General features: G+C 71.2%; 22 protein-coding genes and 1 pseudogene. 18 read left to right on the top strand and 5 right to left on the bottom strand.

What is annotated here, in order from left to right; all coding sequences use genetic code 11:
• Positions 1–29 precede the first annotated feature (29 nt).
• The 11 genes from ACT3T9_RS16305 (at position 30) to ACT3T9_RS16255 (ending at position 10,269) form a co-directional block, all read left to right on the top strand.
• Complete coding sequence (locus tag ACT3T9_RS16305; protein ID WP_444607053.1) at positions 30–1,337, top strand: ABC transporter substrate-binding protein; 1,308 nt, start codon at positions 30–32, stop codon at positions 1,335–1,337.
• Positions 1,338–1,408: 71 nt separating this feature from the next.
• On the top strand, positions 1,409–2,386 hold the full coding sequence (locus ACT3T9_RS16300; RefSeq protein WP_444501820.1) for a carbohydrate ABC transporter permease: 978 nt from the start codon (positions 1,409–1,411) through the stop codon (positions 2,384–2,386).
• The gene (locus tag ACT3T9_RS16295) at positions 2,379–3,218 is read left to right on the top strand and encodes a carbohydrate ABC transporter permease (RefSeq protein ID WP_444501821.1); all 840 of its coding nucleotides are present in this window, start codon (positions 2,379–2,381) and stop codon (positions 3,216–3,218) included. Before ACT3T9_RS16300 ends, ACT3T9_RS16295 begins: the two co-directional genes overlap by 8 nt.
• A gap of 110 nt (positions 3,219–3,328) precedes the next feature.
• Positions 3,329–4,066 (top strand): sugar phosphate isomerase/epimerase family protein, encoded by a 738-nt coding sequence (locus ACT3T9_RS16290; protein WP_444607052.1) that lies wholly within the window; start codon positions 3,329–3,331, stop codon positions 4,064–4,066.
• A 42-nt stretch (positions 4,067–4,108) separates the two neighbouring features.
• Positions 4,109–5,224, top strand: a complete 1,116-nt coding sequence (locus tag ACT3T9_RS16285; RefSeq protein ID WP_444607051.1) for a Gfo/Idh/MocA family protein — start codon at positions 4,109–4,111, stop codon at positions 5,222–5,224.
• Positions 5,225–5,405: 181 nt separating this feature from the next.
• Positions 5,406–5,837, top strand: a complete 432-nt coding sequence (locus ACT3T9_RS16280) for an ArsR/SmtB family transcription factor (RefSeq protein ID WP_444607050.1) — start codon at positions 5,406–5,408, stop codon at positions 5,835–5,837.
• A gap of 65 nt (positions 5,838–5,902) precedes the next feature.
• On the top strand, positions 5,903–7,021 hold the full coding sequence (locus tag ACT3T9_RS16275; protein WP_444607049.1) for a FecCD family ABC transporter permease: 1,119 nt from the start codon (positions 5,903–5,905) through the stop codon (positions 7,019–7,021).
• 44 nt (positions 7,022–7,065) lie between these two features.
• Positions 7,066–8,094, top strand: a complete 1,029-nt coding sequence (locus tag ACT3T9_RS16270) for an ABC transporter substrate-binding protein (protein ID WP_444607048.1) — start codon at positions 7,066–7,068, stop codon at positions 8,092–8,094.
• Positions 8,070–8,876, top strand: a complete 807-nt coding sequence (locus tag ACT3T9_RS16265) for an ABC transporter ATP-binding protein (RefSeq protein ID WP_444607047.1) — start codon at positions 8,070–8,072, stop codon at positions 8,874–8,876. The genes ACT3T9_RS16270 and ACT3T9_RS16265 overlap by 25 nt, the downstream gene beginning before the upstream one ends.
• Positions 8,877–8,927: 51 nt before the next feature.
• A complete protein-coding gene (locus ACT3T9_RS16260) occupies positions 8,928–9,275 on the top strand; it encodes a PadR family transcriptional regulator (RefSeq protein WP_444607046.1) in 348 nt (115 codons plus the stop codon).
• A gap of 1 nt (position 9,276) precedes the next feature.
• Positions 9,277–10,269, top strand: a complete 993-nt coding sequence (locus tag ACT3T9_RS16255; RefSeq protein ID WP_444607045.1) for a permease prefix domain 1-containing protein — start codon at positions 9,277–9,279, stop codon at positions 10,267–10,269.
• 18 nt (positions 10,270–10,287) lie between these two features.
• Here ACT3T9_RS16255 and ACT3T9_RS16250 read toward each other — a convergent pair whose 3' ends face one another.
• Both ACT3T9_RS16250 and ACT3T9_RS16245 read right to left on the bottom strand, forming a co-directional pair.
• Positions 10,288–10,626, bottom strand: coding sequence for a biopolymer transporter Tol (locus tag ACT3T9_RS16250; protein ID WP_444601030.1), 339 nt, complete (start codon positions 10,624–10,626; stop codon positions 10,288–10,290).
• 11 nt (positions 10,627–10,637) lie between these two features.
• Entirely contained in the window at positions 10,638–11,120 is a 483-nt protein-coding gene (locus ACT3T9_RS16245) for a pyridoxamine 5'-phosphate oxidase family protein (protein WP_444601031.1), read from the bottom strand.
• A 132-nt stretch (positions 11,121–11,252) separates the two neighbouring features.
• Here ACT3T9_RS16245 and sbnA point away from each other — a divergent pair, with 132 nt between their 5' ends.
• Genes sbnA through ACT3T9_RS16230 form a run of 3 tightly spaced genes read left to right on the top strand, consistent with a single transcriptional unit; the run spans position 11,253 to position 15,729 of the window.
• Positions 11,253–12,362, top strand: a complete 1,110-nt coding sequence (gene sbnA, locus ACT3T9_RS16240) for a 2,3-diaminopropionate biosynthesis protein SbnA (RefSeq protein ID WP_444607044.1) — start codon at positions 11,253–11,255, stop codon at positions 12,360–12,362.
• A complete protein-coding gene (locus tag ACT3T9_RS16235) occupies positions 12,359–14,251 on the top strand; it encodes an FAD/NAD(P)-binding protein (protein WP_444591951.1) in 1,893 nt (630 codons plus the stop codon). Before sbnA ends, ACT3T9_RS16235 begins: the two co-directional genes overlap by 4 nt.
• Positions 14,248–15,729 carry a Y4yA family PLP-dependent enzyme gene (locus ACT3T9_RS16230; protein WP_444607043.1) on the top strand — a complete coding sequence of 494 codons (1,482 nt, stop codon included), beginning with the start codon at positions 14,248–14,250 and terminating at the stop codon, positions 15,727–15,729. Before ACT3T9_RS16235 ends, ACT3T9_RS16230 begins: the two co-directional genes overlap by 4 nt.
• Positions 15,730–15,748: 19 nt before the next feature.
• Here ACT3T9_RS16230 and ACT3T9_RS16225 read toward each other — a convergent pair whose 3' ends face one another.
• On the bottom strand, positions 15,749–16,660 hold the full coding sequence (locus tag ACT3T9_RS16225; RefSeq protein ID WP_444607042.1) for a TolB family protein: 912 nt from the start codon (positions 16,658–16,660) through the stop codon (positions 15,749–15,751).
• A gap of 106 nt (positions 16,661–16,766) precedes the next feature.
• Positions 16,767–17,717 carry a helix-turn-helix domain-containing protein gene (locus tag ACT3T9_RS16220; protein ID WP_444607041.1) on the bottom strand — a complete coding sequence of 317 codons (951 nt, stop codon included), beginning with the start codon at positions 17,715–17,717 and terminating at the stop codon, positions 16,767–16,769.
• A 9-nt stretch (positions 17,718–17,726) separates the two neighbouring features.
• Here ACT3T9_RS16220 and ACT3T9_RS16215 point away from each other — a divergent pair.
• Both ACT3T9_RS16215 and ACT3T9_RS16210 read left to right on the top strand, forming a co-directional pair.
• Positions 17,727–18,473 (top strand): annotated as a pseudogene (locus tag ACT3T9_RS16215) (zinc-binding dehydrogenase); the annotation flags it as partial.
• 61 nt (positions 18,474–18,534) lie between these two features.
• Positions 18,535–19,743, top strand: a complete 1,209-nt coding sequence (locus ACT3T9_RS16210; protein ID WP_444607040.1) for an MFS transporter — start codon at positions 18,535–18,537, stop codon at positions 19,741–19,743.
• 218 nt (positions 19,744–19,961) lie between these two features.
• On the opposite strand, the gene ACT3T9_RS16205 is transcribed toward ACT3T9_RS16210, so the two are convergent.
• Positions 19,962–20,987 carry an NAD(P)/FAD-dependent oxidoreductase gene (locus ACT3T9_RS16205; protein ID WP_444607039.1) on the bottom strand — a complete coding sequence of 342 codons (1,026 nt, stop codon included), beginning with the start codon at positions 20,985–20,987 and terminating at the stop codon, positions 19,962–19,964.
• A gap of 48 nt (positions 20,988–21,035) precedes the next feature.
• Between ACT3T9_RS16205 and ACT3T9_RS16200 the strand changes: the two genes are divergently transcribed.
• Positions 21,036–21,602 carry a helix-turn-helix domain-containing protein gene (locus ACT3T9_RS16200; RefSeq protein WP_441445358.1) on the top strand — a complete coding sequence of 189 codons (567 nt, stop codon included), beginning with the start codon at positions 21,036–21,038 and terminating at the stop codon, positions 21,600–21,602.
• 165 nt (positions 21,603–21,767) lie between these two features.
• On the top strand, positions 21,768–22,634 hold the full coding sequence (locus ACT3T9_RS16195; protein WP_441445357.1) for a PrsW family intramembrane metalloprotease: 867 nt from the start codon (positions 21,768–21,770) through the stop codon (positions 22,632–22,634).
• The last annotated feature ends 248 nt before the right edge of the window (positions 22,635–22,882 follow it).

Here is a 22,882-nt window from a genome sequence, read left to right as displayed (position 1 = left end):
TCGGTGACCCTCCGTCAAGGAGAACTCCGATGCGACGACGCACACTTCTGTCCGCAGCCCCGCTCGCCGCCGTGACCGCCGCAGGCCTCGCAGCCTGCAGCTCCGACTCCGGCGGCGGCTCGGACGACAGTCCGGACACGCTCACCTATTGGGCCTCCAACCAGGGCACCAGCGTCGAGAACGACAAGGAGGTGCTCACCCCGGTCCTTGAGAAGTTCACCGAGGAGACCGGCATCGCCGTGGATCTCGAGATGATCGGCTGGGCCGATCTCCAGACCCGCATCCAGACCGCCATCACCTCCGGCCAGGGCCCCGACGTGGTCAACATCGGCAACACCTGGGGCGTGAGCCTCCAGGCCACCGGCGGTCTGCTCGATCTCGGCGATGAGCAGTTCGAGGCGCTCGGCGGCCGCGAGCGCTATGTCCCCGCGGCGCTGGCCACCGGCGGCGCGGAAGGCACCGATCCCACCTCGATCCCGCTGTACGGCCTGGCCTACGGCATGTACTACAACGTGCAGATGTTCGAGGATGCCGGCATCGAACCGCCCACCACCTGGGAGGAGATGGTCGAGGCCGCGAAGGCCCTGACCGATGAGGAGGCCGGCGTGTACGGCATGTCCCTCGCCGCGGGCTCCTATACGGAGAACAACCACTTCGCCTTCATCAACGCCACCCAGAACGGCGCCGCGCTGAACACTGCGGACGGCAAGCCGTCCTTCACCGAGGACGGCGTGGTCGACGGCATCATGCGCTACCTGGACCTGATGCAGGAGCACAAGGTCGTCAACCCCTCCAATGCGCAGTTCGACAACGGCACCATGTCCGTCACCGCCTTCGCCAACGGCGAGGCCGCGCTGATCATCAACCAGAACAACGCCAACGCCACCATCGAGTCCAACGGGATGACCCCGGAGCAGTTCGCGGCGGTCCCCTTCCCCGCCCCGGCCGATGCTCCCAGCGACTGCGCCTCGCACCTGGCCGGCATCAACCTCGCGATCATGAAGGACACCAGCAACGAGGAGGGCGCTCTGAAGTTCCTCGCCTTCATGACCTCCGAGGAAACGCAGGCGGAGCTGGGCAAGCCCTTCGCCTCCCTGCCCGTGCTGGTGGACGGAAAGCCCACCTTCACCGAGAACACCGAGCAGGCGGACATGTTCATGGAGATCTACGGCGAGCGCGCGGAGCCGCTGCCGCTGGTGCCGTGGGAGGACCAGTTCGAGACCTCCGTGGGCCAGGCGATGAACAACATGTTCGCCACCATCGCCACCGGCGGCTCCGTCAGCCGCGAGGACGTTCTCACCGCCATGCAGACCGCGCAGGACTCGATCCGCGCCTGAGGCTCCGAGCGGCCCACGGGGTGCACCGCCCCGTCGGCCGCCGCGCCCGCCCCCTCGACGAGAAGAGTCCCATGACCAGCCTGACCGCCCCGAAGGGTACGAAGTCGCCGCCGGAGCGTCCCGACCGGCCGGCCCCGCGGCGTCGCCGCCATCACCTGTTCCCGTACCTGATCATCGCGCCCGCGATGCTGCTCGAGCTGCTGATCCACATCATCCCGATGGCGACCGGGTTCTGGATGAGCTTCATCGAGCTGACCAAGTTCTTCATCCGCCGCTGGACGGAAGCCCCGTTCGCCGGGTTGGAGAACTACCGGATCGCGGTGGATCTGAACACCCCCGTCGGCCAGGAGCTGCTGAACTCCTTCCTGGTGACGCTCGCGTTCACGGCACTCGTGGTGGGCCTCAGCTGGGGCCTGGGGATGGCCGCAGCCGTCGCCCTCCAGCGACCCTTCCGCGGCCGCAGCATCTTCCGCACCCTGTTCCTGATCCCCTACGCCCTGCCGCTGTACGCCTCGGTGATCACCTGGAACTTCATGCTCCAGCGAGACACCGGCGCCGTGAACCACATCCTGGTGGACCAGCTGGGGCTGCTGGACAGCGCCCCGTTCTGGCTGATCGGCGACAACGCCTTCCTCTCCGTGGTGGTGGTCGCGATCTGGCGCATGTGGCCCTTCGCGTTCCTGATGTTCATGGCCGGGCTGCAGTCCGTCCCCGAGGAGCTGTACGAGGCCTCCGCGATGGACGGCGCGAGCCCGCTGCGGCAGTGGCGTTCGGTCACCCTGCCGATGCTGGCTCCGGTCAACCAGACCCTGCTGCTGGTGATGTTCCTCTGGGTGTTCAACGACTTCAACACCCCGTACATGCTGTTCGGGACGGCGCAGCCGCCGGCCGGTGACCTCATCAGCTTCCACATCTACAACGCCTCGTTCCTGTCCTGGGACTTCGGCGTGGGCAGCGCGATGAGCGTGCTCCTGCTGCTGTTCCTGCTGGCGGTGTCGCTGGTGTACCTCTACTTCACCCAGTGGAAGAAGGAGAAGAGCAATGCGTGAGACCGTCGGAGAGAGGATCTTCCGCGTCATCGTGCTGGTGGGGCTGACCGTGTTCGTCGCGGTGCCGCTGTGGGTCATGGTCACCACGTCGATGAAGCCGCTCGGTGATGTGCAGTCCGGGTTCTCCTGGTTCCCCACCACCATCACCTTCGAGCCGTTCATCGAGATGTGGTCGACGGTGCCGCTGGCGAAGTACTTCGTGAACTCGCTGATCGTCACCTCGGTCGCGACCCTGTTCAGCGTGGCCGTGGCGACCCTCGCCGCCTACGCGGTCTCCCGCTGGCGCTTCCGTGGCCGGGGCCCGTTCATGACCACGGTGCTGTCCACCCAGATGTTCCCCGGGGTGCTGTTCCTGCTGCCGCTGTACCTGATCTTCGTGAACATCGACGCGACCTTCGGGATTCCGCTGGTGGGCACCCGCATCGGGCTGATCATCACCTACCTGACGTTCTCGCTGCCGTTCGCGATCTGGATGCTGGTGGGCTACTTCGACGGCATCCCGCGGGAGCTCGACCAGGCCGGGAAGATGGACGGCGCCAGCAACCTCACGATCCTGCTGCGCATCATCCTGCCCGCGGCCCGCCCGGGCATCGTGGCCGTCGGGATCTACGCCTTCATGACAGCGTGGGGGGAAGTGCTGTTCGCCTCGGTGCTGACCACGGAGGACACGCGCACCCTGGCAGTGGGCCTGCGGCAATATGCCACCCAGACCAATGTCTACTGGAACCAGGTCCTCGCCGCCTCGCTCGCGGTGTCGATCCCGGTGGTCGTCGGCTTCCTGATGATGCAGAAGAACTTCGTCGCCGGGCTCACCGCCGGCGCCGTGAAGTGACCCGGTGGTGCGGGCCCTCTCCGGCCCGCACCGCCCAGCTCGCTCCACCAGCTCGACCAGCTCCGCTCACTCGACTCGCTCGACCGACCTCGATCCATCGAAGGAACCCCATGCAGATCTCCGTCCAGATGTACAGCGTGCGCGAGGCCCTCGCCGCCGATTTCCAGGGCACCGTCGCGCGCCTGGTCGAGCTCGGCCTCACCCATGCCGAGCCGTACCACCTCGTCGAGTTCCGGGACGAGCTGGTGCAGTCCCGCACGCAGCACGCGATCGACTTCCCCAGCGCCCACCAGTCCTTCCTCGGCGAGGTGGACTTCGCCGAGGTGCTCGAGGCGGCGCAGGCCGTGGGGGTGAAGTACCTCGTGGATCCGCACTGGAACCCTGAGGACTGGACCGACGCCGGCAAGGTGCGCGCCCTCGCGGCCACGCTCAACCAGCGCGCCGCGGCCGCCGCGGACGCCGAGATCCGCGTCGGCTACCACAACCATCATTTCGAGCTGGTCTCGCAGCTGGAGGGGCGCAGCGCCCTGGAGCTCTTCGCGAGCGAGCTGGACCCGCAGGTCATCCTCGAGATCGACACCTACTGGGCGGCCGTCGGCGGTGCGGACATCCCGACCCTGCTCGGCACCCTCGGCGAGCGCGTGCAGCTCGTGCACCTCAAGGACGGCGACCTCTCCACGGACCCGGCCGCGCAGCTCCCCCTCGGCGAAGGGAAGATGCCGCTGGCCCAGACTCTGGAAGCCTCCGCGCACGTCGCCTACGGCGTGATCGAGTTCGATGCGTACGCCGGAGACATGTTCGAGGGCATCGCCACCTCCGTGGCGTACTTGAATTCCCACGCCTCCTGACGCCACCCGACCCCGCACCCCGCACCCCGAAGGAACCCATTCATGACCGCTCAGCACGCCACCGGACCCGTCGGCGTCGGCCTCATCGGCGCCGGCACCATCTCCGCCGAGTACCTCAAGAACCTCACCTCCTTCCCGGACGTGACCGTGCACATCATCGGCGACCTGTTCCCCGAGGCCGCCGCGGCGCGCGCCGCGGAGTTCGGCGTCCCCACCTCCGGCAGCACGCAGGACGTGCTGGACCATCCGGAGGTCGAGATCGTCATCAACCTGACGATCCCCACCGCCCACGCCGCGGTGTCTCAGGCGATCATCGCCGCCGGCAAGCACGTGTGGACCGAGAAGCCGATCACCACCACCCCGGCCGACGCGAAGGCCCTGCTCGCAGCCGCCGAGCAGGCCGGCGTGCGGATCGGCGGCGCCCCGGACACCGTGCTCGGCGCCGGTATCCAGACCGCGCTGCGCACGCTGCGCGACGGGTCGATCGGAACTCCCACCAGCGCCCTGACCCTGTTCCAGTCCCCCGGCCCGGAGTCGTGGCACCCGAACCCTGCCTTCCTGTTCCAGGAGGGCGCGGGGCCGCTGTACGACATCGCCCCGTACTACGCCACCACCCTGGTGCTCGCTCTGGGCCCGGTCGTCTCGGTGAGCGCCGTCGGCTCGCGCGCCCAGGAGCAGCGCACCATCGGCTCGGGCCCCAAGGCCGGCGAGGTCTTCGACGTCACCGTACCCACGCAGGTTGCGGCGCTGCTGCGCTTCGCCTCGGGCCAGAACGCGACCGTGCTGCTGAGCTTCGACTCCCCCCACACCCGCACCGGCTTCGTGGAGGTCTACGGCACCGACGCGACCCTCGCCTTCCCGGATCCCAACGTGTTCGACGGCGACTCGGCGCTCACCGAGTACCGCGGCGAGGCGCCGACCCCGGTGCCCGCCACCGGTGCCACCACCGGGCGCGGCCTGGGCGTGCTGGAGATGGCCCGCGCCCTGCGCGCCGGCGTCTCCCACCGCGCCCAGGGCGAGATCGCGGCGCACGTGCTGGACGTCATGGTGGGCATCGAGACCGCCATCGCCGAGGGCTCGATCGTGGAGGTGAGCTCCACCTTCACCGAGGTCGAGCCCATGCCCGCCGACTTCGACGCCTTCGCCGCGACCCTCTGAGCGAGGCGGGGGCGGGGGTGCGGGCCGGGGCAGTTGCGCCGCCCGCCAGCCCCCGCCCCGCCACCCAGTGGGACGTTCAGAACCCCTCAGCTCGCCGGAATCACCCCGAACGTCACAACCGGATCACCGTTCCGAGCCGCTCGAGGCGCCGCAGCTCGGCGGCCCGGGTAGGTTGGTCGCCATGGATCCTGAGCAGCCCGTGCATGTTCAGGCCGACGATGCCGCCCGGGCGGATGATCTCCTCGTCGAAGAGCTCACGCGGCTGTTGGCCTCGGTCGACGGCTTCGCGCAGATGGCCGAGCGCATGGCCCTGCTCTCCGATCAGCGCCGCCTGCGGATCCTGTTCTGCATCCATGCTCACCCCGGTGTGCGCAGCTCCGACATCGCCCGCACGATCGACGCGAGCGAGTCCACCACCTCGCACGCCCTCGCCCTGCTGCGCGCCGCGAAATGGGTGCGGGCCGAGCGCACGGGCCGCGAGGTGCGCTACGAGCTGGCCGACCGCTTCGTGCACGATCTGCTGCATGACCTGGGCTCGGATCACCTGCCCGGCATCGAACACCACGAGCACCCGCCCGCTCCGACCCTGCGGAGCACCGACACCGCGACCTGATGCGTCCTGACGACACCCGGAGAACACTTGTACAGTGCTTCAAGTAATCTCCGGAAGGACGCCCTATGGCGGCGCCGCTGCGCACCTCTGACGTGCAGGCGTCCCGCGGCACCCGCCGCGCGCGCACACCCGATCTCCTCGGCGTGCGCTCCCGTGCCCGCCGCTCCGCTGGCGTCCTCGCCGTGCTCGCCATCCTCACCCTGGTCAGCACCCTGATCTGCCTGGGCATCGGACCGGTGCCGATCCCTGCCGGGACCACGGTGCAGGTGATCGCCCGCCATCTCGGAATACCGTCGGCCGTCGCTGTGGATCCGGCCACGGAGGCGATCGTCTGGACCGTGCGCCTGCCTCGAGTGCTGATGGGCGCCGCCGTCGGCGCGGGCCTGGCGATCTGCGGGGCCGCGCTGCAGGCGATGGTGCGCAACATGCTGGCCGATCCGTACATCCTCGGGGTCTCCGGTGGCGCCTCGACCGGTGCGGCCGGCGCGATCCTGTTCGGGCTGGGAGCGGCGATGGGTGAGTACGCGCAGTCCGTGTTCGCCTTCGTCGGGGCGCTCGGTGCCGCGCTGCTGGTGTTCGCCATCGCCCGCACCGGCGGCCGGGTGACCTCGCTGCGACTGCTGCTGTCAGGCGTGGCTGTCGGGTATGCGCTCACGGCCGTGACCAACCTGCTGATCTTCTCCTCGGACTCGGCGGAGGGATCACGTTCGGTGATGTTCTGGATGCTGGGCTCCCTGTCCCTGGCCCGCTGGAACGCGTTCCTGCTGATCGCGGTGCTCGCCGCGGGGATCGGGGTGGTCGTGATGACGCTCGGCGCCCGCACGCTCGACGCGCTGAGCACCGGCGACGAGATCGCCCACGGCCTGGGCATCTCCCCGGACCGCGCCCGCATCGGCTTCCTGTTCGTGGTCTCGCTGTGCACCGCCGCAGCGGTCGCGGGCGCGGGGTCGATCGGGTTCGTGGGCCTGGTGATCCCGCACCTCGCCCGCCGCCTGGTGGGGGCCCGCCACCGCGTGCTGATCCCGGCCAGCGCCCTGCTCGGCTCCCTGTTCCTGCTGTGGGCCGACGCCGTCGCCCGCATCGTGATGCAGCCTCGCGAGCTGCCCATCGGCGTGATCACCGCGGCGATCGGCGCCCCGTTCCTGCTGATCCTGGTGCGCCGGCTGCACGCACGCCAGTCCTGACTTCGTTGCCCGCCCGATATTCGCCGCCCGATCGAAGGCTCACCATGGACCATCCCTCCTCCCGCCCCGTCGGCCGCATCGGTCGGCGCAGTGCTCTTGCCGGGCTCCTCGCCCTCACCGCCGCGGCCTGCAGCTCCAGCTCCGGGGATCCGGGCGCGGGCCAGGCAGGCGGCGGGGCGGACGACTTCCCCCTGGACCTGGCCAATTGCGAGGCGACGCTGCATTTCGACGCCGCGCCGCAGCGGATCGTGCTGCTGGAATCCGCACCCGTGACCACGCTGGACGGGCTCGGGGTGCTGGATGCGGTCGTCGCCCGGGCCGGCGCGTTCCCGCGCGGGTACTACGACGCGGAGCTGACCGCTCGGATCGAGGCGATACCTGCTCTGTCCGAGGACATCGACACCGCCGGCCACTTGCAGATCTCCCAGGAGGTGGTGATCGCCCACAGCCCGGACATCGTGTTCGGACTCCCCAACGGCCTCACCCGGGAGGCGATGCGGGACGCCGGCGCGGAGGTCGTGGTCCAGGACGTCTTCTGCGCCGCCGCCGGGGAGCGCGCGAGCTTCGAGACCCTCTCCTCGACGATCGCCACCTACGGCCGCATCTTCGATCGCCACGAGCAGGCGGACGCTCTGATCAGCACACTGGAGGAACGCGTCGCGGCCGTCTCGGACTCCGCGGCGGATCTGCGCACCGCGACCGCGGCGGTGCTGTACCCCTCGCTCGGTGGCGGCCCGCTGTACACCTACGGCGCCGGCAGCATGGTCACCGCCCAGCTGGACGCCCTGGGCATCGAGAACGTCTTCGCGGACACCGCCGAGCGGGTGTCCGAGATCGGCTCCGAGCCGCTGCTGGCCGCGGATCCGGACGTGCTCATCATGCTGTACCAGGGCGACGGGGATGGCAGCGAGGTGCGTGATGAGATGGTCACGCAGGACCAGCTGTCCGGTCTGCAGGCGGTGACGCAGGAGGCGGTGCTCCCGCTGCTGTTCAACTTCGCCGAGCCCGCGTCCCCGCTGGTCGTGGACGGACTGGAGAGGATTCACGAGTGGCTGCTCGAACGGGAGGGCTGATCCTCGAGGCTCGCGCTCTGCACCATCGTTTCGGGGCGACGCCGGTGCTGCGCGGCATCGACGTCTCGGTGGCTGAGGGCGAGGTGGTGGGTCTCGTCGGCCCCAACGGCAGCGGCAAGACCACCGCTCTGCGCCTGCTCCACCATGCTCTCGTGCCCGACGCCGGCCAGGTGCTGCTCGACGGACGAGATCTGGCCAGCTACCGGGGCCGGGAGCGTGCTCGCCGGATCGCCGTGATGGCACAGGAGATCGCCGGCGAGGTGCCGCTGACCGTGGCCGACGTGGCGCTGCTGGGACGCGTCCCGCATTCAAGCGCCATCGGCTCCACCACCGACACCGACCTGCGGATCGCCACCGAGGCGCTCGACAGCTCCGGCGCCCTGCACCTGGCGCGCCGCGAGTTCGCCCTCCTCTCCGGCGGAGAGAAGCAGCGCGTGCTGATCGCCCGGGCCCTGGCCCAGCAACCACGGGCGCTCCTCATGGACGAACCCACCAACCATCTCGACATCGGTTCACAGCACCAGGTCCTGCAGATCGTGCGCGAGAGGGGCCTGGCCACGCTCGTGGTGCTGCACGACCTCAACCTCGCCGCCCGCTACTGCGACCGCGTGATCGTCCTGGCGGACGGCATCGTGCTGGCCGACGGCCCTCCCCGCGAGGCGCTCGCAGCCGGGCTGGTCAGCGCCACGTACGACGTCGCAGCCGAACGCGCCACGGCCGAGGACGGCACTGCGCAGCTCCTGTTCCGCGGCCGCGGGCCATCTCCCGAGGGCACCGACTAGACAACACCGTCCCCTTGACGATGGTGTGTCACACACACTATGGTGTGGAACATGAGCGAGTCCTTCGACCCCCACCTGCAGGAGCTTCGGCGCGGCACCGTCGTGCTGGCCTGCCTGCGACTGCTGCGCACCCCCGGGTACGGATACAGCCTGCTCGAGCAGCTCGAGTCACGCGGCTTCACCACCGATGCCAACACCCTCTACCCGCTGCTTCGGCGTCTCGAGAAGCAGGGATTCCTGACCAGCGAGTGGAACACCGAGGACTCCAGACCCCGGAAGTTCTACGTCACCTCGGCCGACGGCTCCAGCCTGGCCGACACCCTCAGCCAGGACTGGGTCGATCTCACCCGGTCCATCGCCTCCCTCACCGACGACCCGGGCACGCCCGAGGAGAACTGACATGACCACCACCCTGACCGAGCGCTACATCAGCGCCACGACCGACTCCCTCCCGCTCGAGACCCAGAGCGACGTGCGCGCGGAGCTCGAGGCCTCCATCGCCGACGCCATCGAGTCGCGTCTCGAGCAGGGCGAGGACCCTGCCGAGGCCGAGCGCGCCGTGCTCACCGATCTCGGTGACCCGGTCGCCCTCGCCGCGAGCTACACCGACCGGCCGCTGCACCTGCTGGGACCGCGCTACTATCTGGCCTGGTGGCGGCTGCTCAAGCTCCTGCTGGCGATCGTTCCCGCCTCCGCCGTCGGCGGTGTCGCCCTCGTCCAGGTCATCATCGGCGCCCCGGTCGGGGAGGTCATCGGGCAGGCGATCAGCGTGGGGATCTCCGCCACCGTGCACCTGTTCTTCTGGGTGACGCTGATGTTCGTCATCCTGGAGCGCACCGGGGCGGACACCGGTCACGACTGGGACCTCGACCAGCTGCCGGAGCCGCGCCCCACGGGGGCGGGCCGCTCCGAGGTGGTCGCCTCGGTGGTGTTCGCCGGACTGATGATCGGCGCGGTGCTCTGGGACCGCTTCCGCGGATTCGTGCAGATCGACGGCCACGCCCGCGACATCCAGATCCTCCACCCGCAGCTGTGGCCCTGGGCACTGCTCGGCATGCTCGCGCTCCTCCTGCTCGAGGTCGGGCTCGCCGTCCTCGTCCATCTGCGCCGCGGCTGGTCCACGGGCCTGGCTGTCGCCAACACCGCTCTCGCAGTCGTATGGGTCAGCGTGATCCTGACCCTGTTGGGCAACGGGCTCCTGGTGAATCCCGAGTTCATGGGCCTCGTCCTCCCCAGCGACGGGGGCGGGCCGGACACAGCTCGCGTAGTCGTGGTCCTGTTCGTGCTGAGCATCCTCGGGGTCGCTGCGTGGGACATCATCGACGGCTGGCGCAAGGCCGGTCGCGAGGCGAAGCATCGGGCGACGCCCCTCGGGACCGGCCTGCCCGTCTGATCTCTCGCCCCGCGATCCTCACGGAGCGGAGGACCCCGTGACGTCCGTGGAGCGCAGGCGATCCAGGCGTTCGCCGGCGCGCTCCGCGCGGTCGTCCTCCGTCAACTCCCACCAGGCCTCACCGCGCTCCCCCAGGCCCTCCTTGGCGAGCTGGACCCGGTCGCGCCAGGCCCGCACCTCGCTGGGGTCCTGGGACCTGCCGATCGCGGAGCGGGCCCGTCCCAGCTCGGAGCGCAGGGGGCCGGTGATCTCCTCGGGGAGATCGGGGTCGGTGGCCCGCCACCGGCGGCCGCGCACCACGATGTATCGACCGTCGGCGGTCCGCTCCGGCCCCTCGCCGGCACCCGGGTCGCCCATGGCGTCCGTGGTCAGAGCTCGGTCGTGGCGGTGCCGCCGGGTGGGCGCTCCCCGGCCACCTTCGCCTTGAGGATCTGCGCGAGCCCGGCGGCCTTGCCGCCGGGCAGGCCCCAGAACTGCGCGGATTCGCCGCTGACCCGCAGCAGTCCCAGGCTCGGGTCCTCCGGACCGCCGGGGAAGTAGGCTTCCGCCCCCTTGGTCCACAGCTGCTCGACCAGGGCACGGTCCTCGATGAACTCCGCGCTCCCGGCCACCGACAGCCACGACCCTGCCTGCGAGATCGAGAGATTCACCTGCGGGCCGCTGCGCAGCGCCTCGGCCTGGCCACCCTGCAGTCCGACGAAGAACCAGACGTCCGCGTCATCGGTCACGCCCTGGATGGACAGGGGGTGGGACAGGAGCTTGCCGTTGGGAAGTGCGGTGGTGAGCATGACGATGTCGGCGTCGCGGAGCGTGTCCACGACGTCCTCCAGGGCCAGGGTGTCGTCGGTCATCAGGGATCCTCCCGCGTTGCCGGTGCTGTCCCCTCCGACGGTACAAGCCTGCTCCTGCCCCGGGTGCGTAACCGACCGTTCGGTACCGATCACCCCTCGTCGTGAGACCCGCGATGCCGTACTTTGACAAAAGTGACCACAGACTTCGCGCAGCCAGCCCCGGAGCCCCGCCTTGGCGCATCCGGCGCCGTCGCCCTCGGCATCACCGTCGGCATCTCCGCCGCCGTCGGCCGCACCCCCCTGATCCGTCTCGACCGCCTGTTCCCGGACTCCGGGATCGAGATCCTCGCCAAGCTCGAGTCCGTCAATCCCGGCGGCAGCACCAAGGACCGTCCGGCCCTGGCGATGGTGCGCGATGCCTTCGCGCGCGGGCACCTCGAGGCAGGGGGCACGGTGGTCGAGTCGAGCTCCGGCAACCTCGGGGTCGCCCTGGCCCGGGTGTGCTCCACGCACGGGGTGCACTTCGTGTGCGTGGTCGACTCCCGCACCAATGCCACCACGGTGGCCACCATCCGGGCGCTCGGCGGGCAGGTCGAGATGGTCACGGAGCCCGATCCGGAGACCGGGGACCTGCTCACCGCCCGCCTGCATCGCGTCGAGCAGCTGCTCGAGCAGATCCCGGGTGCGGTGAACCTCTACCAGTACGGCAATCCCGCGAACCCCGGCGCGCACGCGGCCGGCACCATGGCCGAGATCGCCGAGGCCACCGATCACCGCCTGGACGTGCTGATGGCGGCGGTGAGCACCACCGGCACGATCGCCGGGTGCACCGCGTACCTCCGCGAGAACTCCATGGACACCCGCACGGTCGCGGTCGACGCCGAGGGCAGCGTCCTGTTCGGGGGCACGGCCGCACCGCGCCCGCTGCCCGGATTGGGCGCGGGCGTGGTCACCGACATCTCCCGCACGGTCGATCCGGATCGCGTGGTGCGCGTCAGCGGGCTGGACTGCGTGGTCGGGGCGCGCCTGCTGGCCCGCCGCGAGGGCATCCTCGCCGGCGCCTCCACCGGCGGCATCGTCCACACGCTGGGCTCCCTGGTTCCCGAGCTGGCACCCGGCTCGCGGGTGGCGTTCATCGTCCACGACGGCGGCGTGCCCTATCTCAGCACGGTCTACGACGACGACTGGGTCGAGCGGACCCTCGGGGCCGACGCCGACGCCCTGACCGACGCCACCGCATCATTGCAGGCCACGGCATCCCGGCAGGCCACCGCGCGACGTGGAGGACCAGGGCGTCCATGAGCACCCAGGACACGCCGGGGACCGGCCCCGACGCGACCGGCCCGCGGCGACGGCTGGCCGTGGTGGGAGCGGGACCGAAGGCGCTGTTCGCCCTCGAAGCACTCGCGGCGCACCTCACCGCAGACCTCGCCGCCGGCACCGGGGCCGTCAGCACCGAGACCCCCGGCGCCGCCATCGTGGACGTGACCGTGCTGGACCCCGCCGGGCTTCCCGGGACCGGCGCCGCCTACGCCCTCGACCAACCGCCCTACCTCCGCCTGAACGTCACCGCGGGAATCCTCGATGCGCCCGCCACCGGGACGGGGACGTCGTTCCCCTCCTGGGTGCGCCGAGAGCACCCCGGGCTCGCCGAGGATCCGTACCCGCCGCGGGCCGTCGTCGGCGCCTATCTCACACAGCGGTGGGCATGGATGGAGGCCTCTCTGTCCCGGGTCGGCACCCTGCGCCACCACCGCTGCCAGGTCGTCTCGGTGGAGCCCCATGCTGGACGGTGGCGGGTCGGGATCGAGCAGCCCGCCACGGCCGACGGCGCGGAGTCATGGGACGCCACGGCCGACGGTTCGTCGCCCGGGCGCGCGGCGCCCACCCTGCTCGATCGGTTCGACGAGGTGCTCCTGGCCACCGGCCACGCTGCCCGCCACCTCGGCGCGCTCGCGAGGTCGTGGACCGGCCCGCTCCCCCTCCGACCTGCCGTGCTGCCGGTGGAGGCCATGCTCGGCCCCGAGCAGGTCCCGCCCGGTTCCCGGGTGGCGGTCCGAGGCGCGGCCCTGACCTTCCTCGACGCCGCGCTCGCCCTCACCGAAGGGCGGGGTGGCAGGTTCGACCCGCATCCCCGTCATGAGAGGACGATCGTCCACCTCCGGGGAGCGGAGGAGCCAGCCACGATCCTCCCGACCGCGCGCCACGGCCTGCTGCTGGACGCGAAACCCGATCCCGGCACGCCGCTGCCTCCCGCAGGCGCCGCCGTGATCGAGGACGGGAAGCGGCGTCTCCGGGCAGCGACCAGCTCCCAGGGGGAGATCGCCCCGGATGTGGTGCTCGATGTGGTGCTCGATGCCGCGACCGCCATGATCCGGGGAGCGGGCGCCTCCGCCGCCGAGCGGTACCGCGCGGTCGAGCACACCCTCGCCACCGGTGCCGAGCCCGATCTTCCCTCCGGCCCGGGCCGCGCCGAGCGCGCCCTGCGCCGCAGCGTGGCCGTGGCGGAGGGGGCCCGTGCGCCGGGCCCCGCCTGGGCGCTGGGCCGCACCTGGTCCGCGCTCTACCCGCTGCTCACCGCCGGCCTCCGCGGCAGCGACATGACTGCGGGCGAATGGGAAGCGTTTCGCCGCACCGCCCAGGTGCTGGAGCGTTTCGCCTTCGGTCCGCCGCTGGTCAATGCCCGCAAACTGCTGGCCATGCTCGATTCCGGTGCGGTGGACCTGTCCTGGCTCGATGCAGGCACCGCGATCGATACCCGCGGTCTCCAGGGGATCCCGCAGGGTGCCGGGGCCGCGGACCTCGTGGTAGATGCGGTGCTGTCCCCGCCCGGGGTCCTCGGGATCACCGACGAGCTCACGGAGAACCTGCTCCGATCGGGTCTCGTGAGCGTCCGCCCGGGACGACGCGGGGCGGTCGTCGATCCCGACGCCACCGCGCGCCGGGCCGACGGGAGCCGCGCGGAGGGGCTCGCGCTGCTCGGCCGCCCGACGGAGGACCACGTGATCGGCCACGACACCCTCAACCGGCACCTGCACACCGAGATCCGGCACTGGGCCGCTCGCCTCGCACGCACCCTCGTCTCACCCGTGGGCGAACCTGCGGCCGAGGCCGGTGTGCCGGGAGAATCCACTGCATACGCCACCGCGGCGAAGGTCGCCGCCGGAACGCACCGGGAGACCAGGGAATGACGACCGCACCGCGCACAGATGGCCTCCCGACGAACGACGCCCTGCATGAGGGGGACGACCTGCGCACGGGGTGCCAGGGCATCCCGTCCCTGTCGGCACGGCTCGAGCCGTGGATGCAGGAGCTGCTCGCGGATCCCACGGCGTGCGCGGCGCTGCTCGAGGAGCACGGCAGCCCGCTGAACGTGCACGACTTCAGCGCGCTCGCGCGCAACGCGGCCGAGCTGTCAGACGTCGCCGAATCCGAAGGCGTCGCCCTGCGGATCTTCGTGGCCCGCAAGGCCAACAAGACGCTCGGGCTGGTCCGCGCCGCGCACGCGGCCGGGCTGGGACTCGACGTGGGCAGCCATCGCGAGCTCTCCCAGGTCCTCGACCTCGGCGTGCCCGCCGGCGACGTGGTCGTCACCGCCGCCATCAAGCCGGCCCCGCTGCTGCGCTTCGCGCTGGATTCCGGAGCGATGCTCGTGCTCGACAACCTCGACGAGGCCGCCGCCGTCGAGGCAGAGATCGCCCGCGAGCCGCTCGCCCCGCCGCGGCCCGTCGCGCTGCGTCTCGCACCGACGCCGAGCGACGTCGTGGGTCCCACCCGCTTCGGCGAATCCGCCTCCACCTGGCAGGGCTGGGCCGGGTCCCGGGAGGTCTCCCGCGGCGGACTCCAGATCCAGGGGATCCACTTCCACCTGCACGGCTACGACCCTCTCGCTCGGGCTCACGCCCTCGGCGAGGCCCTCGGCCTGGTCGACTCGCTGCGGTCGAGCGGACACCCCGTGAGCTTCATCGACATCGGCGGCGGGATCCCTATGTCCTACCTCGATGATGCCGAGCAGTGGGCGGCGTTCTGGGAGGCCCACGACCAGCAGAGCGACGATCCGACGGATTCTCTGACCTGGCGCGGGGAGCCGCTGCGGCAGGTCTATCCCTACCACCAGCAGGTGGTGCGCGGTCAGTGGCTGCGCACTCTCCTCGGAGCGGAGGTGCAGCCCGGAGTCCGCGCCGCCGACGCGCTGCGGGAGCGGGAGCTGGAACTGCGCTGCGAGCCCGGTCGGTCGATGCTCGACGGCTGCGGGATGACCCTCGCCCGCACCGTGCAGCGCACCACCACCAGCGACGGGATCCCGCTGATCGGGCTGGAGATGAACCGCACCCAGTGCCGTTCCACCTCCGACGACTTCCTGGTCGACCCGATCCTGGTGAGGACCGGCGGGGAGCCGTCGGCCCCGGTGGAAGCGTTCCTCGTCGGCGCCTACTGCATCGAGGCCGAGCTGATCCTGCGCCGGCGCCTGAGCTTCCCGGGCGGGGTGGCGATCGGCGACGTGGTGGCGCTGCCGAACACCGCCGGTTATCTCATGCATATCCTCGAGAGCGCCTCGCACCAGATTCCGCTCGCCTCGAACGTCGTCCGCGGCCCGGACGGGATACGGCGGGACCGCATCGATGCCGTCGCGCCGCAGCGCCCGTGGACGGACGCACCGCGCGACTGACCGGTCGCCGGGTCAGGGATCAGCCCTGCAGCGGATAGTCCACGTAGGCGATCCGGCGGGAGTCCGGGGCCCAGCTGTTCACGTTCATGGTGCCCTGCCCACCGAACACGGCGGTCAGATCACGGATCCCGTTGCCGTCGGCCGCGGCCAGGCGCAGGATCACCTCGCGATCCGCCGGGTGCCCTTCGGTGCCGGGCGGGAAGCTGACGTAGGCGAGGCGGGCACCGTCCGGGGAGAGGTGCGGGAACCAGTTCACGCGCTCATCATCGGTGAGCTGCTCCATCCCGGTGCCGTCGGGGCGCATGCGGAAGAGCTGGGCGTGCCCGGCCACGGTGCGGGACCGCTCGGAGTTGAGGTAGATCCAGGCCCCGTCCGGGGAGTACTCCGGGCCGTCGTCGGGGAACTCGTTGTCGGTGAGCTGGGTGCTCTCCCCGCCCTCAGCGCGGATCGTGAACAGGTTCGGAGGCACCCAGGACCCGTCAGAGCGCCGCTGGACGCCGGTGTATGCGAGCGTGGCACCGTCGGGACTGACGCCATGCAGGTAGTGCAGGAGCCCGTCCCCGAGGGTGATCTGCTCGGCGGGGCCACCGGTGAGCAGGGCTCGGTAGATGTGGCTGTCGTCGGCGGAGACGAACACGTGCTCCCCGTCGGGATCGAGCACGTGGTCGTTGTTCAGGGGTGCCATGCCCTCGAGCGGGATCCGCTGCGGTGCACCGCCGGTCCGGTCCGGGCGGTCCAGGTCCCCACCGCCGTCCAGGTCGAGGCGGAACAGGTGGCCGTCGCCGTTGAGGATCAGCGCGGCGCCGTCCAGCGTCCAGTTCGGTGCCTCGTACAGCACCGCCTCGGACTCGTGAAGGATCTGGTCCTCCCCGGTCTCCACGTCGAGCACGTGGATCCGTGAGCGCTGTCCGGGGGCGAGGGCGCGTGGCATGGGAGTCCTTGTCGTCGACGATCCGCGCGGGGGCTGGGCTTCCATCGCCCCCCCCGGTCCGGCTCCGGCACCCGGCTGCGGCATCGCTGGGCCCAGGCACAGCACCCTATCCGACCGTCGGAACCCCTCGACTGCCCGGAGGCGACCCGGGAGTCGCACCGGCGCTGGGGGTGCCGGAGGGGCCGGAGGCCGCCGGTGGCGCCGCCGCGGCGTCCGCGCGCTCAGCGCGCTGGGTCGCGGCCCAGCTCGCGAGCAGCCGCATGCGCTGCGCGGACTGCGAGCCGGGCTCGGTGGAGTAGACGATCACGGCACGGCCGGGCTCCGCCGTGATGGCGAGCTCCTCATAGGTGACGGTCAGCTCGCCGACCACCGGACGCTCGAACCGCTTGAGGCCGGAGCCGTGAGTGCGCACGTCATGTGCGCCCCACAGTCGACGGAAGGTATCGCTGCAGGTGGAGAGCTCTCCGACGAGGTCCTGCAAGGTCGCGTCATGCGGGATCTTGCCCGCTTCGACCCGCATGCTGCTCACGCACATCTCAGCGAACCGGTCCCAGTCCGGGTAGAAGTCCCTCGATGCCGGATCGAGGAACTGGGAGCGGGCGAGGTTCGGGGAGCGCCCGCCCTCGCCGTCCCCGATCAGCGGAGCGTAGAAGGCGCGTCCCAGCTCGTTGGTCGCGAGCAGGTTCTGGTACTGGTCCCGCACGAAGGCGACGCCGTCGGTGAGGGAGTCCAGTGCCCATTGCAGGCCGGGCCGCACCGGGGCGGGCGTCGCGGCGCTGCGCCGTCGAGGCCTGCCGGAGGTGGGGATCCCGTCGGCCGCACGTGCCAGATCCAGCAGGTGGATGCTCTCGGTCTCATCGAGCTGCAGGGCCGTGGAGACGGCGTCCAGCACGGAGGCCGAGGCGCCGGCGATCGCGCCGCGCTCGAGCTTCGCGTAGTACTCCACGCTGACCCCGGCGAGCATCGCGACCTCGCTGCGGCGCAGGCCCGCCACGCGCCGGTTGCCGCCTGCGGGCAGTCCCGCCTGCTGCGGGGTGACCTTCGCGCGGCGGGTCATGAGGAACTCGAGATCTGCCTCGAGGGCCACCCCTCCCGCTGTGTGAACGCCATCTTCGTGGACGGCGCGATCGGCACCCAGGCCGAGAAGGCCCGGATCCCCTTCGCCGACGGCACCCTGGTCGCCACCCCCGGCCGGCCCGACGCGGACCTCATCCCCTCACTGCTGGCCACCTCCGACGTGCTGGGCACCGGATGGTTCGCGGCCGACGCCGCCCAGGCCGGCCCCGGAAGGATCGTCGCCGTGGTCGGTGACGGCGCCGTGGGCCTGATGGGAGTGCTGGCCGCGCAGCAGATGGGCGCCGAGCGCATCATCATCTTCAGCCGCCACCCGGACCGGAAGGCGCTGGCCCGCGAGCACGGTGCGACCGACATCATCACCGAGCGCGGTGACGAGGGCGTGACCCGGCTGAAAGAGCTCACCGGCGGGCTCGGCGCGCACTCCACGATCGAGGCCGTCGGCACCCAGGAGTCGATGATGCAGGCGATCCGCTCGACACGCCCCGGCGGCTCCGTGGGCTTCGTGGGCGTCTCGCATGATGTCCAGCTGCCGGGCGGTGAGCTGTTCTTCTCCGCCGTCCATCTCCATGGCGGGCCGGCTCCGGTGCGCTACCTGCCCGAGCTGATCCAGCTGGTCTGGGACCGGAAGATCGACCCGGGCAAGGTCTTCGACCTCACGCTGCCGCTGGCCGATGCCGCCGAGGGCTACCGGGCGATGGACGAGCGGCGTGCCACCAAGGTGCTGCTCACCCTCTGACCTTCCGCCCATTCCTGCTCTCTCCGCCCTCGGACTCTCTCCGCCCCCGAAAGGCACCTCCTTGACCGCGACGCTCCCGCCCGCCTCGACCTCTGCCGCACCGACCGCCCTGCCCCCGGTGATCTACGTGCTGACCGCCGGGACCTTCCTCATGGCCACCACCGAGTTCGTCTTCGCCGGCCTGCTCACCTCGGTCGCCGGGGACTTCTCGGTGACCGTCGCCCGGGCGGGCCTCGCGATCACCGTCTTCGCGGTCGGGATGATCCTCGGCGCGCCGACGATGGCGCTGGCCACCCTGCGCGTGCCCCGTCGCGTCACCCTCACCGCAGCGCTCGTGATCTTCTCCGCCGGCCACGCCGTCGGTGCGCTCACCGGCAGCTTCGGCGTGCTGCTGGGCACCCGCTTCGTCACCGCCGTGGCCACCGGAGCGTTCTGGGCGGTCGCCTCGGTCGCCGCCGTCGACGCCACCGGACCTCGGATCCGCTCCCGCGCGCTCGGCATCATGCTGGGCGGCGGCATGCTCGCCAACGTGCTCGGAGTGCCGCTCGGGGCGCTCGTCGGGCAGTTCATCGGCTGGCGCGGCACCTTCTGGCTGCTCGCCGTGCTCGCTGCCGTGCTCGCCGCGGCAGTGGCCCGGATGGTGCCGGCCGCGAGCAGGTCCGGGGCCCTCCCCTCGGTGCGGGCCGAGCTCGCGTCCCTGCGCTCGGGAAGGCTGTGGCTGGTGCTGGCGACCTGCGCGATGGTCACCGGCGGAGCGTTGTCGATCTACAGCTTCATCTCCCCGATCCTCACCGACGCCGCCGGGATCCCCGAGCTGGGGGTGCCGGTCGCACTGATGGGCTTCGGCCTCGCGGCACTGGTCGGCTCGATCCTCGCCGGCTGGATGGGCGACACCCGTCCGTTCGCCACCCCCGTGCTCACCGCGGCAGCGACGCTCGTGATCGCCCTGGCCCTGCTGCTGCTCCCCGCGCAGCCGGCGCTGATGCTCCTCCTGTTCGTGCTGCTGGGGCTGGTGAGCCTCTCGGCGAACCCGGTGCTGGTAGGGCTCGCGAACCGCTACGGCGGCGAGGCCTCGACGCTCGCCACCTCGATGCCGACGGCGATGTTCAACCTCGGCACGGCGATCGGCACCGGACTGGCGGGGACGGCTCTCGGCAGCGGGCTCGGGGTGCAGGGGCCGCTGCTGGTCGGTGTCGTGGGCGCCGCGCTGGTCCTGGTGCCCCTGGGCCTGCTGGTGCCGCGTGAGCGGGGCCTGCGCCGGGTGCGCTGAGCTCCCCCGGTCACGCTGAGCACCCCGGTCACGCTGAGTTCACCCGGTCACGCTGAGCACCCCGGTCACGCTGAGTTCACCCGGTCACGCTCCACCGTTGCAAAGGCGGGGGAATGGGTCCCGCGTCCTCCAATCCGCCAGCTCTGCAACGTTCGACCGTGCGCACCGACCGCGCGAGCGCTCTACGGGGCGCGGCGTGCTCAGGCGGCGCGCCGGGCTCAGGCGGCGCGGCGCGCCCGGTGCGCGGCGATCGCCGCGTCGGCGTCGGCCATCACGAGCATGCCCTGGATGTGCCCGCCGGCGAGCGCACCGCCCGCGGCCGAGGCCCCGACCTGCGCCATGGGGTCCGCAGCGTTGCCCGCGACCCACACCCCGGGCACCTCGGTCGCTCCGGCGAAGCCGGTGGCGATCTTCTGGCCCATCCCGCCGGGCAGCTCCTCGATCTCGAGACCGAGGTCCTCGAGTCCGTCCAGCCGCGGGGTCATGACCGTCGCGACCGTGAGCACGGAGCGCGGCACCAGCTCGCCGCCCTCGAGCCGCACCCCGGTGATGCCGCCATCCTCGCTCGCGACGATCTCCTGGATCGGGGACTCGCGCACGGTGATGCCGAGCGCCTCGCAGCGCTCGCGGGCATCGTCGTCGATCTCGATCCCGGGCGCGAACACGGTGACGTCCTCGGTGAGGGCGCGGAACATGAGCGCCTGGTGGAGGGAGGCGGGCCGGGTGGCGATCACGCCGATCGCCTGGTCGCGCACCTCCCAGCCGTGGCAGAAGGGGCAGTGCACGAGTCCGCGCCCCCAGTGCTGGGCGAGTCCCGGGATCTCGGGCAGCTCGTCGCGGATCCCGCTGGCCACCAGCAGCCGGCGCGCGGTGAGGGTGCGGCCGTCGGCGAGGACGATCTCGAACCGCAGGTCGCCCTCCGCCGACGGTGCGGCGGCGCGTGCGGAGGCGACCTCCCCGGCGACGACGAGCCCGCCGTACTGCCGCACCTCGGCGCGGCCGCGGGCGAGGTAGTCGGCCGGAGGGGTGCCCTCGTTGCCGAGCAGGGCGTGGATCCCTTCGGCCGGGGCGTTGCGCGGGGTGCCGGAGTCGATCACGACGACACTGCGGCGGGAGCGGGCGAGCATCAGCGCGCCGTTCAGGCCGGCGGCCCCGCCGCCGATCACGGCGAGGTCGACGAGCTCGGCGGGCAGACCCTGGGACTGGGACTGGGACTGGGACTGGAGAGCGTGAGGTGCGTTCATGCTCGCCACGCTAGACACGCCTTGCCGCGCCTGCATAGCATCTTGCCCATGACGCAAACTTCTGAGGGTGTGGATGGCCTGGTGCGCCAGCGGCTGCGTGCCCTGCGCCACGCCCAGGGCCTCTCGCTCGGCGAACTCGCCGCCCGTGCCCACATCAGCCCCTCCACGCTGTCGAGGATCGAGAACGGGCAGCGCCGCCTGGCGCTCGATCAGCTGGTCACGCTCGCTCGGGCGCTGGACACCGGCCTCGATGAGCTGGTCGAGATGCAGACCGAGGAAGTGGTCTCCCACCCGAGCTCCGACCACGGCCTGGACACGCTCCGCTGGCGCATCCGCCACTCCCCCGACTCGGTGATCCTGCGCAGGCGAGTGACCGGTCCGCCGCCGGAACTGTCCCGGATGCGCGCCCATCCCGGACACGAATGGCTGGTGGTCCTCTCCGGGACGCTGACCCTGCTGCTGGGCGAGCGTCGCTACCGGGTCGGCACCAACCAGTCCGCCGAGTTCGACACGATGCTGCCCCACGCCTTCGGCGCCGAGGGCGGACCGGCGGACGTGCTGATGCTCGTGGACCCGGAGGCGCGAAAGGGGCACCGGGAGGACGATGCTCCCTGATCCCCCCTGGGCTCCCCGACTCGCGCCACCACGTTTCCCGGCTCACACGCCACAAGGCGCTCAGGACAGGAACCACAGGCGCATACTGGCCTTGACGCCGCCGCGATGACGACGCCTCACCCCGGGTGAGCGAGAGCCTCCCGCAACTGGACGAAGGATCTGGCGATGTCCACCCAGCCCATTGACGCATCACGGCCCACCGTCACAGCGCCGCACCCATCGGCCCCCGTCGCATACCCCTGGTACCTGCGGTTCTCGTGGCTCCTCACCCTGGGCATCGGGATCCTCGCCTATCTCGCGACTTTTACGATCATGCTCCTGACCAGGAACCCGACCATGCTGCCCACCATCTTGCTGGTGGGCGCGGCGACGATCCCGCTCACGGTGCTGCTGCTGGCGCAGTCCAGCAAGGTGGGCGCGCTCGTGCCCACCCGGATCGTGCTGCTCACCGCCGTGCTGGGCGGACTGTTCGGGATCTGCGCCGCCGGTCTTGAGGAGGCCATCGCCGGACTCGTGCTCGGCAGGGCGTCGATCCTGCTGGTCGGCATCATCGAGGAGTCGGCGAAGCTGGTGGTGCCGCTGATCGTGCTGGCGCTGGCCCACCGGGTCACCCGCGGCGGCGGGATCGTCATCGGCATCGCCTCGGCCACAGGCTTCGCAGTGCTCGAGACCATGGGATACGGCTTCAACGCGCTGCTGTCGAAGAACGGCGGCCTGGGGGCGCTGGATGCGACGCTGGTGCTGCGCGGGATCCTGGTGCCGGCCGGTCACGTGGCCTGGACCGGCTCGATCTGCGCGGCGCTGTGGTACCTGGTCGAGACCACCCACAAGGGTCGCGGTGTGCTCGCCCTGGTCGTGTCCTACGTCGGCGCGATCATCCTCCACACCGCCTGGGATGCGACCACAAACGGCGTGCTGCACATCGCCATCGGGCTGATCAGCGTCGGGGTGCTCCTGTGGCTGATCATCGCCGCGCACCGAGCCTTCGTGCGACGCGCCACTGGCGAGGAGTCATCGCTCCGCCAGGGGTGATTGCAACATCAGATCCCGCCACGGATATGGCGTCGGGAATAAAGCACTGGGCTTCCCGGTTGTTCCCTGGTAGCGTCCTACGAGTTCATGGGTGGTCGAGCCTGTGAGCCGGACCGACGACGTGTCGTCACCTGGCGGAGAATCCCGCCACCTGGACGTGAGACCCGTCCACTCGATCACTGCGAACCCCGCAGCTCGCGCACTGCCATGACGGCAGCGCACCCCGAGCTCGCCTCGCAGGGCCTGCG

Origin of the sequence: Brachybacterium sp. AOP29-B2-41 (assembly GCF_052378395.1) — a bacterium.
GTDB lineage: Bacteria > Actinomycetota > Actinomycetes > Actinomycetales > Dermabacteraceae > Brachybacterium.
This window is presented reverse-complemented; position numbering and strand designations above follow the sequence as displayed.

What these genes read in the sequence shown, in the direction of transcription:
- ACT3T9_RS16295 (WP_444501821.1), top strand. Translation starts at nt 2,379, where the DNA reads ATGCGTGAGACCGTCGGAGAGAGGATCTTCCGCGTCATCGTGCTGGTG.
- ACT3T9_RS16220 (WP_444607041.1), bottom strand. Translation starts at nt 17,717, where the DNA reads ATGACCCGCCGCGCGAAGGTCACCCCGCAGCAGGCGGGACTGCCCGCA.
- ACT3T9_RS16285 (WP_444607051.1), top strand. Translation starts at nt 4,109, where the DNA reads ATGACCGCTCAGCACGCCACCGGACCCGTCGGCGTCGGCCTCATCGGC.
- ACT3T9_RS16290 (WP_444607052.1), top strand. Translation starts at nt 3,329, where the DNA reads ATGCAGATCTCCGTCCAGATGTACAGCGTGCGCGAGGCCCTCGCCGCC.
- ACT3T9_RS16250 (WP_444601030.1), bottom strand. Translation starts at nt 10,626, where the DNA reads ATGGGCGACCCGGGTGCCGGCGAGGGGCCGGAGCGGACCGCCGACGGT.
- ACT3T9_RS16270 (WP_444607048.1), top strand. Translation starts at nt 7,066, where the DNA reads ATGGACCATCCCTCCTCCCGCCCCGTCGGCCGCATCGGTCGGCGCAGT.
- ACT3T9_RS16225 (WP_444607042.1), bottom strand. Translation starts at nt 16,660, where the DNA reads ATGCCACGCGCCCTCGCCCCCGGACAGCGCTCACGGATCCACGTGCTC.
- ACT3T9_RS16230 (WP_444607043.1), top strand. Translation starts at nt 14,248, where the DNA reads ATGACGACCGCACCGCGCACAGATGGCCTCCCGACGAACGACGCCCTG.
- ACT3T9_RS16275 (WP_444607049.1), top strand. Translation starts at nt 5,903, where the DNA reads ATGGCGGCGCCGCTGCGCACCTCTGACGTGCAGGCGTCCCGCGGCACC.
- ACT3T9_RS16205 (WP_444607039.1), bottom strand. Translation starts at nt 20,987, where the DNA reads ATGAACGCACCTCACGCTCTCCAGTCCCAGTCCCAGTCCCAGTCCCAG.
- ACT3T9_RS16245 (WP_444601031.1), bottom strand. Translation starts at nt 11,120, where the DNA reads ATGACCGACGACACCCTGGCCCTGGAGGACGTCGTGGACACGCTCCGC.
- ACT3T9_RS16260 (WP_444607046.1), top strand. Translation starts at nt 8,928, where the DNA reads ATGAGCGAGTCCTTCGACCCCCACCTGCAGGAGCTTCGGCGCGGCACC.
- ACT3T9_RS16255 (WP_444607045.1), top strand. Translation starts at nt 9,277, where the DNA reads ATGACCACCACCCTGACCGAGCGCTACATCAGCGCCACGACCGACTCC.
- ACT3T9_RS16195 (WP_441445357.1), top strand. Translation starts at nt 21,768, where the DNA reads ATGTCCACCCAGCCCATTGACGCATCACGGCCCACCGTCACAGCGCCG.
- ACT3T9_RS16305 (WP_444607053.1), top strand. Translation starts at nt 30, where the DNA reads ATGCGACGACGCACACTTCTGTCCGCAGCCCCGCTCGCCGCCGTGACC.
- ACT3T9_RS16280 (WP_444607050.1), top strand. Translation starts at nt 5,406, where the DNA reads ATGGATCCTGAGCAGCCCGTGCATGTTCAGGCCGACGATGCCGCCCGG.
- ACT3T9_RS16235 (WP_444591951.1), top strand. Translation starts at nt 12,359, where the DNA reads ATGAGCACCCAGGACACGCCGGGGACCGGCCCCGACGCGACCGGCCCG.
- ACT3T9_RS16200 (WP_441445358.1), top strand. Translation starts at nt 21,036, where the DNA reads ATGACGCAAACTTCTGAGGGTGTGGATGGCCTGGTGCGCCAGCGGCTG.
- ACT3T9_RS16300 (WP_444501820.1), top strand. Translation starts at nt 1,409, where the DNA reads ATGACCAGCCTGACCGCCCCGAAGGGTACGAAGTCGCCGCCGGAGCGT.